The organism is Geothrix limicola, assembly GCF_030268085.1.
GTDB lineage: Bacteria > Acidobacteriota > Holophagae > Holophagales > Holophagaceae > Geothrix > Geothrix limicola.
The window spans coordinates 1-14,825 of the sequence record NZ_BSDE01000001.1 but is presented as its reverse complement, the minus strand read 5'-3'; the positions used below and the strand labels follow the sequence as shown (position 1 = coordinate 14,825).

The following is a 14,825-nucleotide window of genomic DNA, read 5'->3' as shown; positions in this document are numbered from 1 at the left end:
CCAAAAAGCCGCCCCTGCAATCATTCGCCTTCCTGGGGCCCGCTCCGCCGGCGGGCATAGGGCAGCACAAAGAGGTACAGCCCCGTGAACAGAAGCATGGCCAGCGGAGGCAGCGGCGAGTAGGTCACCCAGGCCGGCGGTTTGCCCCGGGTCATGGCGATGAAATTGGCCGCCACCGCGAGGGTGAAGACAACCGATACCCACCTGTGGGTCTGTCTGACGAAGGTGTTTCCGGTCATGGCATGCTCCTTTCAAAACGGGTCCGAAGCGGATCGGGCCCGCGTGGACGTTCAACGGTGCTCCTCGATTTCCGCGCAGAGCTCCCACCAGGCTCAGCGATCGGTCGTTCGCCGCTCGATCATCTTCCAGCCGTTGCCCGAGGGGTCGCGGAAACCCGCGTCCACGGTGCCGAAGCGGTCCATGGGCTCCTGCGTGAACTCCACGCCCTGAGCCCGCAGCCGCTCGTAGGCCGCGCGGCAGTCATCCACGGCCAGCACCAGCGGCGGCATCGCGCCCTTGGCCACGATCGCGCGCACCGCCTGGGCGGTCGCGGCGTCGAGCATCGGCGGCCCCGGCTCGAAGAGGCCGAGCTGGAACAGGGGCTGATCCGGATGCTGAACCGTGAGCCAGCGATAGCTGCCGTTCCGCACCTCCGTGTGGACGCGAAACCCCAGCTTCCCGACGTAGAACGCGAGCGCCTCATCCTGGTCCCGCACATACAGGCCGACCACTTCGATCCCTTGGCTCATGGGGCCTCCTTGTCCTCGGCCCCTTTTATATCGCCCACCTCCCGGCGCCGCTTCTCCGAAACTGCCATCCTGAGGTCGGGCCGGCTCGCCGCGTTCAACGCGCAGGCGGGCATGCCGCCGAACTCCCGCGCCTCCGCCTGCATCCGCGTCCGCGCCGCACCGGGGTTTTCGCCGGTGACATCGCGGAAGGTCCGTCCAAAGGTGCCCAGGCTTTCCCATCCGGTGCTGAAGGCGATCTCCGTGATCGACAAGTCCGTATCGCGAAGCAGCGCGGTCGCCCTTTCGATCCGCCGCGTCAGCAGGTAGCGGTGCGGCGGGAGGCCGAAGGCCAGCTTGAAGGAGCGTGCGAAATGGGCCTCCGACACCCCGCTCACCTGCGCCAGCCGCGGAACCGGCCAGGCCTCGTGCGAGGCGGCGTCCATGCGGTCCTTCGCGCGCAGGAGCCGACGCAACAATTCGGGATCCTGGCCTCCAGAACCAAGGTTCATGCCGCCTCCGGTTGCGTAAGGGGGCGCCCTGGATCCCCTCCCCAGTAGCCTGCCTGTTTCCACAGACAGTGTCCATTCACACCGCCTCCCAGGCGTAGCTGGCAGAAGCCAGGGGTCTCGCGGTATCATCGAACTCCGCCAGGCAGTCGGCGGGCTTCCGGATGAAGCGCGAACCAGGCCAAGCCTGACACCGGAAGCCCAAACACCAGCCAAGGCAAGCAAGTGCAACACGAGTACCCGTAGCTCAGTTGGATAGAGCGTTGGCCTCCGAAGCCAAAGGTCGCTGGTTCGATTCCAGTCGGGTGCACCACTCAGAAGATCGGAGCCAGGGCGATAACCTGGCTCCGATCTTCGTTGGAGAAGGAATCGAACCAGCGAGTGGGATCGCGGAGACAGCCCGGTGGGCTGTCGGGAGCGAGACCGGGGACGGCGCAGCCGGACCAGGTCGATTCCAGTCGGGTGCACCACCCAGAAGACCGGAGCCAGGGCGATAACCTGGCTCCGATCTTCGGTGGAGAGGGAATCGAACCAGCCCCCGCAACGCATGCGTTGCAGGGATCTAGGGTCGAGTGGGATCGCGGAGACAGCCCGGTGGGCTGTCGGGAGCGAGACCGGGGACGGCGCAGCCGGACCAGTTCGATTCCAGTCGGGTGCACCAGAAAAGAGGGCCGCGTCCGCGGCCCTCTGCTCCCAAGAACCCGAACCAGCTTCAATCCTTCGGCTGCTCTTCGGGCTGCATGGCCGCCAGCTGGGCCTTGGCCTGCCGCTTGCCCATGGAACGCAGGGTTCCGAGGGCCGCCAGCTGCTGGGCCCGGGGACGGGATTTCCCGGCCTCCCAGTTGTAGATGGTCTGGGCCGACACGCCCACGAGGGCCCCCATCTCGGCGGCGGAGAACCCGAACTTCTGCCTCTGGGTCGCCAGGCCTTTGGCGCTGAAACGGATGCGAGGGGCTGCTTCGCCCTCCGCCGGGGCCGCGGCCTTGGTGGCGCCTTTCTTTTCAAAGTGGGAAAGCTGCTTCTCCAGCGTGGCGATCCGGCGCTTCAACGCGGCGATGTCCGAGCGGTACTGGGCTGAGGCCTTCTTGAGCCCTTCGGTTTCAGTCCGGACTTCCTTGCGGGCCAGCCGGAGGATTTCTTCTTTTAGGACAGAGGCGATGTTTGGCATGCCGGGTCTCCTCTAAGCAGGTTGAATGTTAGCTAACGCATATTTCCCATAATAGGCCGGCGATCTGAAAAGCCCATGCCATGGCCCATATTTATTCAAATATATCAGCAGCAAAGATCCATCCTTTCTTTGATTACTGATATCGGCACGCCTGAGATTCGTTTGAATTCCATAAAATCAAAGTCTTCCCTACGCATCTTTTATGCAAATAGAAACCCCGCCTACCTAGGTGCATATTCTCGAACTCAATTCGTCCCAGTGCGCCCGGATGCGTCGCAATTCGCATGCCCGCAGCCACAGCCCCCGGAAAAATCCGGCTGAAGGGAGGCGTGGAATCCGCCCCAGCCCTCCCGGGCGATGAGGGCCGCCACCACGAGCGCCGTGGCCGCGTCCACCCACCAGAGGCTGGGCCAGCGCCAGAAGAGGAGGCTTCCGATCAGGAGCACCGTGGACAGCTGCATGCAGGCGAGGCTGCAGGCGGCATCGCTCATCATGGCCCGGCTGTCCAACGCGGCGGCGGTGCGCACCTTCCCGCGCCAGAGGAGGAACATGGCTAGCAGGCTCACGAGGGACACGATCACGCCGGGAAGCGTCGTCCCGGGATGGCGGTGGCTGAGGAGCTGGAGGATCGACCCCAAGGCCGTGCCGCCCGCAAGGAGCAGCAGCATGATCCCGATGAAGCGCGTCGCGAGGCGTTCCCGCCGCGCCGCCTGCTGATCCAGCAGGGCCCCGTCATGGCGGAACCGCCAATAGATCAGGGCCGCGGCCGCCACCTCCACCAGGCTGTCGACGCCAAAGCCGAACAGCGCGATGGACTGCTCCTCCCATCCGAACCCGATGGAGACCAGGCCTTCCAGGAGGTTGAAGCCCATGGTGAGCAGGGCCAGGGCCAAGGCCCGCCGAACCCAGGTCATGCGATCCGCGTGAGTCGTCATGTCCAAAGTATGGTTCAACTCATGCGGTTTGCAGGCATCGCTTGAGCAGGGGCCCTTTCAGCAGCTCGCGGGTCTCCCGGATCATGGCCGCCGTGTCATCCCAGCCCAGGCAGGCGTCCGTCACCGAACACCCGTAGCGCAGGGTGCCGAGGTCCGCAGGAATGGGCTGGTTGCCTTCTTCCAGGAAGCTCTCCACCATCACGCCGAGGATGGAGCGGTTGCCCCGAAGAATCTGGTGGGCGCAGTCCTGGAGCACGAGGGGCTGCAGGCGCGGATTCTTGCGGCTGTTGGCGTGGGAGCAGTCCACCACGATGTTTTCAGGCAGGCCCGCCTTGCGCAGCGCGGCCTCTGCCTGGGCGATGCTCACGGTGTCGTAATTGGGACGCCCGCTGCCCCCCCGCAGCACCAGGTGCCCGTAGGCGTTCCCGCGGGTGCGCACGATGGAGGCCAGTCCCTGGTCGTTGATGCCGAGAAAGCTGTGGGGCCGCGAGGCCGACAGGATGGCGTTCACGGCCGCGCTGAGATCGCCGTCCGTGGCGTTCTTGAAGCCCACGGGTGTGGATAGGCCGCTGGACATCTCGCGGTGGGTCTGGGATTCGGAGGTCCGCGCCCCGATGGCCGTCCAGGCGATGAGGTCGCCCAGATACTGCGGGCTGATGGGGTCCAGGGCCTCGGTGGCGGCGGGCAGGCCGATCTCCGCGATGTGCAGCAGGAATTCGCGGCCCCGGCGCACGCCTTCCTCGATGTGGAAGGAATCATCCATGCGCGGATCGTTGATGAAGCCCTTCCACCCCGTGGCCGTGCGGGGCTTTTCGAAGTAGATGCGCATGGCCAGCAGCAGCGTGTCTGACACCTCGTCCGACAGCGCCTTCAGGCGATGCGCGTAGTCCAGGCCCGCCTTGGGATCGTGGATGCTGCAGGGGCCCACCACCACCAGCAGGCGGGGATCCTGTCGCGAGAGGATGCGCTCCATGTCGCGCCTCCCGCCCGCCACGGTGGCGGCCGCGGCATCGGACACGGGCAGGGCCGCGCGGATCTCGCCGGGCGAGGGCATCGCGTCGAAGGCATCGATGTTGAGGTTGTCGAGGGCCTGGTGGCTCATGATCGCGGCTTCCTGAAGATGACGAAAAACCCCGATCCCTTGCGAGGATCGGGGTGGTCGGTGGGATGTTCCGGAACTAGGAAAGACCCTGGCCGCTCCACGCGCGATCCGCGCGAGAGGGACGATAATAATGATGATGGAGCCGTCGGGTCATGGGTCTGCCTGAGGCTCCATCCTGGGTCAGGGGACCTTCGCCGTCAAGGCAGGGCGCAGGCTGAGGGCCGGGTTCACCAGACCGCTCATGTCGCGCTGGGTACTGGGCTCCAGTTCCAGCACGATCACCTCATTGGGACCGGCCTTCAGGAAGGAGGCCGGGCAGTAGAGCGTACCCATGGGGCCCAGGTTCCAATGACGGCCCAGGTTGCGGCCGTTCACGAAGACCTGGCCCTTGCCCCATCCGCGCAGGTCCAGGAAGGTGGCGCCCGGGGCCTTCAGATCGAAGCTGGCGCGGTGGAAGGCAGGCGCAGCCAGATCACCGGATCGGAAGCTCAGGCCTGACAGATCCGAAAGGGGCAGGCTATAGCAGTCCCATCCCTTCAGCTCCTGGCCGCCCAGGCTGACCTTGCCGAGGATGCCCTTGCGTTCGGCGAGCATGGCCTTGTCGAAGTTGATGCGGCCCGTGTTCTCCACGAGGATGTCGAGCGGTTCACCCGCCGCCAGGTCCACGTCCAGACAGGTCTGGCGCAGGCGCCGATCAAGGCTGCCGAAGCGCCGCTCCCCCTGGAGCACCAGCGCGTAATCGCGCACCTCCCCGATCTCCAGCACCTCCTTGGTGGCGTGCGTCGTGGCGCGGCGGTACAGGACGTAGCCGTAGCTCTGGTCCAGGGCCTCCATGGCGAGGGGCGCCTCCGCATGCACGGGCGTCTTCAGCAACTGGGACAGCGGCGCGCTTTCCGTAAAGCGGAAGGTGGGGATCTCGATTAGGGGCTGCGGCGCGGGCAGCTCGGGCAGGGTTTCGCCCTTGGCCAGGAAGGGGCGGATGACCTCGCGGTAGGCGAAGAACTTCGGCGTGGGGCGGCCGGCCTCATCGAGCATCACGTCGTAGTCGTAGCTCGTCGTGTCGGGAGCATAACGGCCCGTCCAGTTCGCGCCGTTCATGAATCCGAAATTCGTGCCGCCGTGGAACATGTAGAGGTTGAAGCTGATGCCGCGCTGCAGCATCCAGGTCACGCCCGCCGCGCCTTCCTTCGCATCCGTGGTGTGGTGGGGCTTGCCGTAGTGATCGAACCAGCCCGCCCAGTATTCGCCGCACATTCTGGGAATGCCGGAGCGGAACTTGTCCAGTTCGGCGAAGGCTTCCGCACATTCGGGCCCGGCACCGAAATTCACCGTCGGCACCAGATCGGGGAAGGTGCCCCCCGCCAGTGTGTCCTGGCCAGGCCCGTCACTGGTGTAGAGCCGCACACGGAAACCCGCATCCACAATGGCTTTGCGGATGGCCGACTTGTAGGCCATGTCGCTGCCGAAGGAGCCGTACTCGTTTTCCACCTGCACCATCAGGATGGGGCCGCCGCGATCCGCCTGGAGGCTGTCCACCTCCTGACCCACGCGCTTGAGGTAGCGTGCCGCCGCTTCAAGGAAGCGCGGATCCGCCGTGCGCACCTTCATGTCCGGCGCCTTCAGCAGCCAGGCGGGCAGGCCGCCGAATTCCCATTCGGTGCAGATGTAGGGCCCGGGGCGGAGGATGACCTTGAGCCCCTCCTCCTGCGCCGTGCGGAGGTAGGCCGCCAGATCCAGGTCTCCACTGAAATCAAACCGGCCCGGCTCGGGTTCATGGAGGTTCCAGAAGACATAGGTGCAGAGGGTGTTGAGCCCCATGGCGCGCATCTTTTTCATGCGGTCGCGCCAGTCGGCGCGCGGCACACGCGGGTAATGCATCTCGCCGCTGCGGATGACGAAGGGCTTGCCGTCCAGCAGGAACCGCTCGCCCTGGACCGTGAAGGAGACGGGCTTGGGCGCGGATTTCGTGGGTCCGGCAAAAACAGGCAAGGCGGCCCAAGCCAGGGCGCCGAGAAAAAGGAATGGTCGAAGCATGGGGCTCCTGTCCGAAAGGTCGATGAACAATCAGCGCGGGAAGGATTGGGGCTTGTCCAGCGGGTGGTAGCCCACGGCAAGGGCATCCAGACGCTTCAGGTGCGTCTTCAGGCGCTTCTGGAAATCCGTGAAATCGCGGGTCGCCTTCGGGCTCCACACCACTTCGGCCAGGGCCGAGAGGCGGGGCCATGCCATGAATTCCACCTTGGCCGGCGTAGCCATGTACTCGGTCCAGAGTTGGCCCTGGGCACCGAGGACGTGGGCCTGCTGGGCGGCGTCCAGCCCCGCAGGCATGGGGTCGTAGGCGTAGACCTTCTCCAGGGGCGTAAAGCCGCCGATGGCCTGCGGTTCGGCACCCTTGGCCGCGTAGTAGTCGAAGTAGGTGTGGCTTTCCGGCGCCATCACGACGTCATGGGAGGCCTTGGCGGCCTCGATGCCCGCCGCTTCACCGAACCAGCTCATCACCGCCGCCTTGGGTGCCAGGCCTCCATCTATCGCGCCCTGCCCCGCAGGGCGCTCCCGCTCACCCTTCGGGCTTGCGGAGATGAAGCCTCCTTCCAGGATCTCGGACCAGCCCATGAGGCGCCGCTCCTTGGCGGACAGGTAGTCATCGAACTGGCGGATGAACCAGGCCTGCAGCTTGTGGAGGGCAGGATGCTCGGCGCGCTCCCCCTTCCCGTTGCGGTAGATCTGCAGGTCCTCCAGCGTCGTGGCGGCGGGCACCAGGCCCTCCTTCTTCATGCGCGCCAGCGCACGTTCGCTTCGGGCCCATTCGGACTTGGGGCACTCGTCCCCGCCGATGTGGATGTAGGTCGAGGGGAAGAGCGCCATCACCTCGTCCAGCACATCCTTCAGGAACTGGATGTTGGCGTCCTCCACGCCGTAGACCGATGGGAATACGCCCCAATAGGTGCCCACCTCCACCTTGCGGTCGGGGAAGTTCCCCAGCTCCGGATAGGCCGCGATGGCCGCCGTGCTGTGGCCCGGCATCTCGATCTCGGGCACCACGGTGATGAAGCGGTCCGCCGCGTAGGCGACGATCTCCTTCACGTCCGCCTGGGTGTAGAAGCCGCCGTGGGGCATGCCGTCGAAGAGGCGCTGACTGGCGCGGTCGGCCTTCATGTACATGGGCAGCACCGTCTCCTTGCGCCAGGCGCCGACCTCCGTGAGCTTCGGATACTTCTTGATCTCCAGGCGCCAGCCCTGGTCTTCGGTGAGGTGCCAGTGGAAGACGTTGAGCTTGTGCAGGGCCATCAGGTCCAGGTGCTTCTTGATGAAGTCCTTGGGCATGAAGTGGCGGCCCACGTCGAGGTGGCTGCCGCGCCATGAGAAGCGCGGCTGATCTTCGATGTCGCAGGCCGGCACGGTCCAGGTCGCGCCCTCCACCTTGGCCTGGCGGAAGCCCTCGCTGGACAGCAACTGTCGCAGGGTCTGCACCCCGTAGAAGAGTCCCGCGGGACGGAAGGCGCGGATCTCGACGCGATCTCCTGTGGCCCGCAACCGATAGCCCTCGGGCCCCAGGGAGGCGGCGTCGGGATCGAGGGCCAGTTGGATGGCGTCGCGCCCGCCCTTGTCCTGAACCGGGAGGGGGAGGCCCGTGGCGGGCCTCAGATCGGCCTGAAGACGCTCGGCGATGGGGCGCGCCGCGCCCGAGGCCACGAGGCGCGTGCCCGGTCCCAGGGCGAAGCGCCCCGCCCCGGCCTGGTAGTGGGCCGGCTGCGGAATCAGGTCCTGGGCCCGGCCCAGCAGGGCCATGGACGCGAGGGCCAGGCCCCGCAAGGCTTGATGCAAAGGGGTTCGCCGCATGGCTTCGACTCCTCGGGATGGATGGGAAGGGGTGGTATCAGTCATCGTCATCGCCATCGTCATCGAGGGTGGGCCGCGCATCGAGCCTCAGGCTCAGGCGCTTCAGCCCCTTGCCGTGGGCGCCGCTAAAGGCCGACGGATAGGGGATGGCCCCCTTCTCCGCCACCCACAGCACGTGGTTCAGCGCGTTGTCATCGATGCGATCCGGACGGCTGAAGTCCATGCCGATGGGCGTCCCGGCGGGGTTCTTCTCGTCCAGGGGCACGCGGGCCGGAAGGGCCGCAAAGGGCCTGAAATCGGGCTTCCCCGTGAAGCAGGCCTCCATGGTGGGGGCGGCGCCGTCCAACTGGTTCATGGGCGGCAGGCCCAGCATCCGCTCCATGGTGTGCAGCACGGAACCCTGGTTGTAGAACCGCGAGATCACGCGGCCCCGCTTCGTGTAGGGGCTGATGACGAGGCAGAGCGAACGGTGGCCGTCCACGTGATCGAAGCCATCCTGGGGATCATCCTCGTTCACGAAGATGCAGGTGTCCTTCCAGAAGCGGCTCTTCGAAATGGCCTCCACCAGCCGCCCCAGGGCGAGGTCGTTGTCCGCCAGGTGGGCCCGCGGCGTCGGCGCGCCCGGCGTGGCGCCCCGGGTGTGGTCCTGGGGCAGGTAGACGAGGATGAGGCTGGGCCACTGGCCGCTGGCCTCGCTTTCGCGGAATTCCTTCAGGAAGGCATCCACGCGGACCTGGTCCGGGATGCGCATCTCCCAGCCTGGGAAGGTGGGCGAAGTGTAGGTCCGCAGGGCCTCGAGCGGGATGTTCTGGATGAAGCGGGGCCGCTGCTTCGCGTCATGGAAATCATCCCACTTGGCTGTGGCGGGCTCGATGGTGGGGAAGTCGAATTCACCGTAGTTGCGAAAGGACAATCCACGGATCAGGGCGTGATCCCACAGGAAGGGCGTGGGCGCGAAGGCCAGGGGATCGGTGCCGAAGTCGTAGCTGCGGGTCCACTCGCCGAAGGCCTTCTCCTGGTAGTCGCTGGTGATGCCCTGGGTGGCCCACTGGTGCCCGTCGGCGGAGACGATGCCGTTGCAGTAGTAGTTGTCGAGCAGCACGAAGCTCTCGGCCAGGGCGTGGTGGTTCGGCGTCACCTCGCGGCCGTAGATGCACAGGTTCGGATCGCCGTTGCCCTGCTTCAGATCACCGAACACCTGATCGTAGGTGCGGTTCTCCTTGAGCACGTAGACCACGTGCTTGAACACCGAAGGTGCGCCCGCGCGGGCTGGGACGGGCACGGGCTTCGCACCCGCGCGCCCCCGCTCGAGGGCCCGCAACGCCTCGGGCACGAGGCTCAGGGCCGAGACCTCGCCGGTGTAGGCCTTCAGTTCATCCGCACTCGGCAGCACCACCTTCTGGAGCGTGCCCCGCTGCAGGCCCACGGCCCACTTGCGGTGTCCCGGCTCGCCCAGGCGGGAGCCATCCCCCTTCGCGTTGGCGATGAAGAGCGAGCGGCCATCCGTCGCCAAGGCGGCCGGAAACCAGCCCGTGGGAAGGAAGCCCGCAACCTTCGCCTTGGGCTGGAGCTCCACCACACCCACGGCGTTGTTTCCGCCATTGGCCACCAACAAGCGGCGCCCATCGGGCGTGAGGGCCAGCGCATTGGGCAGGCTTCCGAACGGCAGGGCCGGATCGGGACGAAGCGACACCGTGTCGCGCACGGTGAAGGCGGCCGCATCCAGGATGGACACGGTGTCTGAATTGGCATTGGCCACGAAGATCCGCTGGCTTTCCGCGTCCAGCAGGACCTGGGAGGGATGCAGGCCCACCGCCACTTCAGCCGTCACGACGCGCGCGACGAGGTCCACCTGGGAGACCGTGCCGCTGGTGGGCAGGCCCCGGTCGTCCACCTGGACGGGAGTGCCCGCAGAAAGCATGGTGCGCGCTCCGGCTCCAGGGCGACGACCACCCCAGTTGGACACGAAGGCCCTCCGGCCATCGGGCGTGATCGCCACGCCGTAAGGCGCGACGCCCACGGGGATCTCCCCGGCCACACGGGCCTCCGCCAGATCCACCACGGCCAGGCTGTTGGCGCGGGAGAGGGCCACCAGGGCCGTCCGCCCATCCGCGGCCAAGGCCACACCACAGGGATAGGCCGAGCCCTTGTCGCGGGACGGCAGCGGAATACGCCGGCCCCAGGCCCAGGTATCACCGTCCCGGCGCAGTTCCACCAGCAGGCCGTTCCCCACGCTCAGCCAGGCCGACCGGCCGTCACGGGCCACGGCAAGGCCGTGCATGGAGGCGCCGTCCTTGGCGACATAGGGCAGGCTCTGGCGCTGGGTCCAGGTCACCGCGTCCACCACGAGCACGCCCTCGTCGGTCTTGACGAGCAGGACCTTCCCGTCAGAAGTGAGGGCCACGTCCAGCGGCCGGCCTGAAAAAGCAATCACCTGACCCGCGGGGCGCACGGTCTGCCCCGTCGCCACCAGGGTGCCGCCCCGGTGCGCCGCGCCGACGGCGGCCTGGCGCGGAGCGCTCTCAGGAGCTTGGCGCGCAGCGCTTTCAGCAGTCGGACCCGCAGCGCCCTCGTGCGCAGGCATCGCCGCGCGCACCGCGAGGGCGCCGAGCGCCAGAATGAGGGAGATCACGTGGGCTGCCTTCATGGTCGTCCTCAATGGAGGGGGCTGATCCGCCCCTCGTTCATTCTCCCTGGGATCCCCAGAAAGCGGACTTCAAACCAGGTTGCGGATGCGGCCCATGAAGGCCTCCTCCTGGCTTTCGAGACTTCGGACGAGGGCGAACTGGTTGCGGGCCCGGTCCAGGTTCTGCGCGGGGCGGTGGGTGCGGAAATAGGTATCGCCCAGCAGGTAGTCCGTGAGGAAGCGCGTGCCGCACTCGTAGGTGAGCAGCTGGCCCGCCACCACGAGGTGCTCCCGCTCCACGGGCAGCAGCGCGCCGCCCGTGCCCTGCAGGTACCCGCTGGCCAGGGCCTCGAACATGTCGCCCCGCGCCACCATGCGGCTCGTGTCCGGATCGTCTTCAGCCAGGGGATTGCAGGCCGTACGCACCATGTCGCCGAAATCGCAGAGCGAAAGCCCCGGCATGACCGTGTCGAGGTCGATGACGCAGACGCCTGCGCCCGTCGCATCGTCGAGCATGACGTTGTTCAGCTTCGTGTCGTTGTGGGTGATGCGTTCCGGGATCGCCCCCTCGGCCTGCAGCCCCACGAGGCGGCCCGCCAGCGGGGCCCGCTCCAGCGCGAAGAGGATGTCGGCCTCGCAGTCCCTGGCCCGGCCCAGGGGATCCTCCGCCACGGCTGCCTTCAGGGCCGCCAGGCGCTTGGGCGTGTGGTGGAAGTCGGGAATGGTTTCGTGGAGCGAGGGCCCTTCATAGTCCGCCAGCAGGCTCTGGAAGGCGCCGAAGGCCTTGGCGGCCTCAAAGGCCTGCTCCACCCGCTCGATCACGTCGTAGGTCCGCGCCCCTTCGATGAAGAGGTAGCAGCGCCAGAAGCCGAGTTCGGGATCATCCAGGAAGCACACGCCCGAGTCCGCCAGGGGCACCAGCGTGAGCACGCGCCGCGTGAAGGGTTCGCCTTGGCGCTTCAGCTTGCCGCGGATGTGTCCCGTCACTTCTTCGATGTTCTTCATGAGGCCGCGGGGCGTCTTGAAGATCTTCGTGTTCAACCGCTGGAGCAGGTAGCGCACCGGCTCGCCCGCCTGATCACAGGTCACGACGTAGGTGTCGTTGATGTGGCCGGTGCCGTAGGGCACGGCGCTGAGCAGATCCCCCAACACCTGGAAGCGGCGTGCGATGTCGAGGAGCAGGGAGGCATCAACGGGCATGTTCGTTCCAGAGACTGGCGGGGTAGGCCCCGGCATCGATGAGGGCCCGGATGCGCTGCTGGACCAGGGCCTTGTCTTCCTTGTAGGTGACGCCGAACCAACGGTCCGGCGTGTTCAGGACGCTCACCTGCGCCTGGCCATCCTGGATCATCTGATCCACCACCGATGGCAGGAAGTACTCCGCCTTCGGGTGCTGTCCCCAGTTGGCGAGGAAGTCCCTGAGCCTTGCTTCGAGCGCGGGAAACAAGTCGGGCCGGAACCCCCAGAAGTTCATGGAGACGGGTTCGAGCCCGCTGAAGTGGCGCGTCCCCCCTTCGGGCAGCTCCTCCACGGCGCCGGGGCCGTCGGGGTTGCACATCAATCCCACATGCTCGACCACCCGGGCGAGGTGCCCATCGGGCGTAACCTCGCAGAGCCCGCGGGCGACGGAGCCGTGCTCCGACAGGGTGTTCTCGAGGCGGAACGCCACCATGGCGAAAGCGCCCGTGGGTGCGGGTTTGGCCAGCCATTCGGTCATGATGCGGAAGGCTTCGGCGCCGTAGAAATCATCGGCGTTGATGACGAGGAAGGGGGCCGTCACCGCCGTCCGGGCCGCCAGCACGGCATGACCCGTACCCCAGGGCTTGGTGCGTTCCGCGGGCACGGTGAACCCCGCGGGCAGGTCCGTCAGTTCCTGGAAGGCGTAGGCCACTTCCATCCATGGTTCGTAGCGGTTGCCGACCTGCTCGCGAAAGGCGGCTTCGATGTCCTTGCGGATGACGAATACGACGCGCTTCACGCCCGCCCGAAGGGCATCGTAGAGGGCGTAGTCCATGACCGTCTCGCCGTCGGGCCCCACGGGTTCCAGCTGCTTGAGGCCACCGAAGCGGCTGCCCATGCCCGCGGCCATCACCACCAGTTCGGGAGTCACCATGTCGGGAATCATCGGTCGCCCCGTTCCTCGGCAAACCAGCGGTAGGTGAGTCTCATCCCTTCGGTAAGGGATGTGGCGGGAGTCCAGCCCAGCTCGCGCTGGGCCTTGGAGGCGTCGAGGATGGAGCGCCGCTGCTCGCCCGGAATCGCCGGAGCGTGCTCGATGCCGGAGGGATCCACGCCCGCCTGCGCGCAGAGCGCCCGGGCCACGTCGAGGATGGAGGTCTCGCGGCCCGTGGAGAGGTTGAACACACCCGTGGCGCGCTGGGCCAGCACGCGGGAGGCGGCCTCGGCCAGATCGGGCGCATACACGAAGTCGCGGGTCTGGAGGCCGTCCCCGTTGATGTGGGGGGCCAATCCCTCCCGCAGGCGCTTGCAGAACACCGCGATCACGCCCGCTTCGCCCTTGGCGCCCTGCCGGGGCCCGTAGACGTTGGAGAAACGCAGGCTGCAGCTCGCCAGCCCCCGCTGCACCGCGTAGGCGTGAAGGTACTTGTCCACGGCGAGCTTGGCCACGCCGTAGGGGTTGATGGGAACTTCGGGATGGCCTTCGGACTGGGGCCCCGAGGCCTCGCCGTAGATGGCGCCGCCGCTGCTCGCGAAGACGAAGTGCTTCAGACCGCTGGCCAAGCCCGCCTCGATGAGGCGCAGGGTGCTCAGGATGTTTTCTTCCGCGTCGTAGACGGGATCCTTGCAGCTGACCCGGACGTCGATCTGGGCCGCGAAATGGAGGATCGCCTCGGGGCGGAATCGGGCGACGACTTCGGCCAGCCGACCGTCGCGGGTATCCAGCTCGATGAATTCGACGCCCGCGGCCACCTGGTTTCGTGCGCCGCTGCGCAGGTTGTCCAGCACGGCCACCTCGTGCTCGTCGCGAAGGCACCTGTCCGCCGCATGGCTTCCGATGAACCCGGCGCCGCCGGTGACCAGGACTCGCATGAAACCTCCAGACTTGATTCGAATGCCAGGTAGTTCAGGACGGACCGAGCCGATTGGGTTCTGGCAGTAACCTTCCGGCTACGGATCCGACCAGGGTGGAGCTGCTAACCTAAATGTTTTAAACGAGCGGTCGAACTATTTTCACAAAACCACAACATTCTGCTTGACCCTACCTGCCAGCTTCCATACGCTACGGAAAATTATTCGATCATGCAATTGTTTTGTTCGCTCAAAAAATTCTGTTGAACATCCGATGCCGCTCACGTCACAAACCCGCTCCAAAGCCCTCCGGGCGACGCCCAGAATCACGCGCCGCCCCTACCTTCCGCGACATCACCGATAGCCCCACCCCACACCCCCACAACCCAAGGAGGACGATCCATGACGATCATCCACACCCTGAAACGCTCCGCCCTTCTATGTGCGCTCCTGGGAACGAGCCCCCTGTGGTCCGCGGACGGACCCTTCTCGTTCGACCTGAAGCTGCACGGAGGCGTCACCGGCGGCGCGCTCCACGAGGACCACGCCAACAACAAGACCTTCGGCTTCGGTGTTGAAGGCCGCTACGCCCTGGGCGGACAGAAGGCCCTCACGCTGGAATTCGCCTACGACGTCCTGCCCGCCCGCTGGCGCGACGTGCCGCCCCCCAGCAGCACCATCTACGCCCAGCCCAGTTCCGGCGCCCCGGTCACCACCTGGAACGGCGTGCCCCTCTCCCTCTCCAATGCCAATTCCATGGATCTGCGCAAGGAATCCGCCCAGGGCTTCAGCCTTCGCGGCGGCTACACCGACGCGCTGCCCTGGATCCAGGGCATGACCTGGAAGGCCGGCCTCAGCCTCGATGCCTACAAGGTGATGTCCGAATTCAC

General features: G+C 66.5%; 13 protein-coding genes and 1 tRNA gene. 2 read left to right on the top strand and 12 right to left on the bottom strand.

The genetic code is table 11. From position 1 onward, the window contains the following. Positions 1–20 precede the first annotated feature (20 nt). From QSJ34_RS00070 to QSJ34_RS00060, 3 genes are all read right to left on the bottom strand, one after another. A complete protein-coding gene (locus QSJ34_RS00070; RefSeq protein WP_285568667.1) occupies positions 21–239 on the bottom strand; it encodes a hypothetical protein in 219 nt (72 codons plus the stop codon). A gap of 93 nt (positions 240–332) precedes the next feature. Further along, on the bottom strand, positions 333–749 hold the full coding sequence (locus tag QSJ34_RS00065) for a VOC family protein (RefSeq protein WP_285568664.1): 417 nt from the start codon (positions 747–749) through the stop codon (positions 333–335). Beyond that, a complete protein-coding gene (locus QSJ34_RS00060; RefSeq protein WP_285568662.1) occupies positions 746–1,237 on the bottom strand; it encodes a helix-turn-helix domain-containing protein in 492 nt (163 codons plus the stop codon). The genes QSJ34_RS00065 and QSJ34_RS00060 overlap by 4 nt, the downstream gene beginning before the upstream one ends. 233 nt (positions 1,238–1,470) lie before the next feature. Here QSJ34_RS00060 and QSJ34_RS00055 point away from each other — a divergent pair. Next, positions 1,471–1,547 (top strand) — tRNA-Arg (locus tag QSJ34_RS00055). Between the two features lie 399 nt (positions 1,548–1,946). Here the strand turns inward: QSJ34_RS00055 and QSJ34_RS00050 are convergent. The 9 genes from QSJ34_RS00050 to QSJ34_RS00010 form a co-directional block, all read right to left on the bottom strand. Next, positions 1,947–2,402 (bottom strand): helix-turn-helix domain-containing protein, encoded by a 456-nt coding sequence (locus tag QSJ34_RS00050; protein WP_285568659.1) that lies wholly within the window; start codon positions 2,400–2,402, stop codon positions 1,947–1,949. Positions 2,403–2,647: 245 nt separating this feature from the next. After that, the gene (locus QSJ34_RS00045; protein ID WP_285568656.1) at positions 2,648–3,316 is read right to left on the bottom strand and encodes a cation efflux transmembrane domain-containing protein; all 669 of its coding nucleotides are present in this window, start codon (positions 3,314–3,316) and stop codon (positions 2,648–2,650) included. A 40-nt stretch (positions 3,317–3,356) separates the two neighbouring features. Beyond that, the gene (locus QSJ34_RS00040; RefSeq protein WP_285568653.1) at positions 3,357–4,439 is read right to left on the bottom strand and encodes a 3-deoxy-7-phosphoheptulonate synthase; all 1,083 of its coding nucleotides are present in this window, start codon (positions 4,437–4,439) and stop codon (positions 3,357–3,359) included. A 180-nt stretch (positions 4,440–4,619) separates the two neighbouring features. Beyond that, on the bottom strand, positions 4,620–6,473 hold the full coding sequence (locus QSJ34_RS00035; protein ID WP_285568651.1) for a glycoside hydrolase family 35 protein: 1,854 nt from the start codon (positions 6,471–6,473) through the stop codon (positions 4,620–4,622). A gap of 30 nt (positions 6,474–6,503) precedes the next feature. Further along, positions 6,504–8,279, bottom strand: coding sequence for a beta-N-acetylhexosaminidase (locus QSJ34_RS00030; protein ID WP_285568648.1), 1,776 nt, complete (start codon positions 8,277–8,279; stop codon positions 6,504–6,506). Positions 8,280–8,316: 37 nt separating this feature from the next. Further along, positions 8,317–10,926, bottom strand: coding sequence for a bifunctional YncE family protein/alkaline phosphatase family protein (locus QSJ34_RS00025; protein ID WP_285568645.1), 2,610 nt, complete (start codon positions 10,924–10,926; stop codon positions 8,317–8,319). Positions 10,927–10,995: 69 nt separating this feature from the next. Beyond that, positions 10,996–12,105 carry a phosphotransferase gene (locus tag QSJ34_RS00020; RefSeq protein ID WP_285568643.1) on the bottom strand — a complete coding sequence of 370 codons (1,110 nt, stop codon included), beginning with the start codon at positions 12,103–12,105 and terminating at the stop codon, positions 10,996–10,998. Continuing rightward, entirely contained in the window at positions 12,095–13,030 is a 936-nt protein-coding gene (locus QSJ34_RS00015) for a nucleotidyltransferase family protein (RefSeq protein ID WP_285568641.1), read from the bottom strand. Before QSJ34_RS00015 ends, QSJ34_RS00020 begins: the two co-directional genes overlap by 11 nt. After that, entirely contained in the window at positions 13,027–13,956 is a 930-nt protein-coding gene (locus tag QSJ34_RS00010) for an NAD-dependent epimerase/dehydratase family protein (protein ID WP_285568639.1), read from the bottom strand. The genes QSJ34_RS00015 and QSJ34_RS00010 overlap by 4 nt, the downstream gene beginning before the upstream one ends. A 381-nt stretch (positions 13,957–14,337) precedes the next feature. Here QSJ34_RS00010 and QSJ34_RS00005 point away from each other — a divergent pair. Beyond that, positions 14,338–14,825, top strand: a 488-nt coding sequence (locus QSJ34_RS00005) for a hypothetical protein (protein ID WP_285568635.1), incomplete at its 3' end; no start/stop codon positions are given.

Coding starts and splice junctions, on each gene's coding strand:
- QSJ34_RS00070 (WP_285568667.1), bottom strand. CDS start 239: ATGACCGGAAACACCTTCGTCAGACAGACCCACAGGTGGGTATCGGTT.
- QSJ34_RS00065 (WP_285568664.1), bottom strand. CDS start 749: ATGAGCCAAGGGATCGAAGTGGTCGGCCTGTATGTGCGGGACCAGGAT.
- QSJ34_RS00060 (WP_285568662.1), bottom strand. CDS start 1,237: ATGAACCTTGGTTCTGGAGGCCAGGATCCCGAATTGTTGCGTCGGCTC.
- QSJ34_RS00050 (WP_285568659.1), bottom strand. CDS start 2,402: ATGCCAAACATCGCCTCTGTCCTAAAAGAAGAAATCCTCCGGCTGGCC.
- QSJ34_RS00045 (WP_285568656.1), bottom strand. CDS start 3,316: ATGACCTGGGTTCGGCGGGCCTTGGCCCTGGCCCTGCTCACCATGGGC.
- QSJ34_RS00040 (WP_285568653.1), bottom strand. CDS start 4,439: ATGAGCCACCAGGCCCTCGACAACCTCAACATCGATGCCTTCGACGCG.
- QSJ34_RS00035 (WP_285568651.1), bottom strand. CDS start 6,473: ATGCTTCGACCATTCCTTTTTCTCGGCGCCCTGGCTTGGGCCGCCTTG.
- QSJ34_RS00030 (WP_285568648.1), bottom strand. CDS start 8,279: ATGCGGCGAACCCCTTTGCATCAAGCCTTGCGGGGCCTGGCCCTCGCG.
- QSJ34_RS00025 (WP_285568645.1), bottom strand. CDS start 10,926: ATGAAGGCAGCCCACGTGATCTCCCTCATTCTGGCGCTCGGCGCCCTC.
- QSJ34_RS00020 (WP_285568643.1), bottom strand. CDS start 12,105: ATGCCCGTTGATGCCTCCCTGCTCCTCGACATCGCACGCCGCTTCCAG.
- QSJ34_RS00015 (WP_285568641.1), bottom strand. CDS start 13,030: ATGATTCCCGACATGGTGACTCCCGAACTGGTGGTGATGGCCGCGGGC.
- QSJ34_RS00010 (WP_285568639.1), bottom strand. CDS start 13,956: ATGCGAGTCCTGGTCACCGGCGGCGCCGGGTTCATCGGAAGCCATGCG.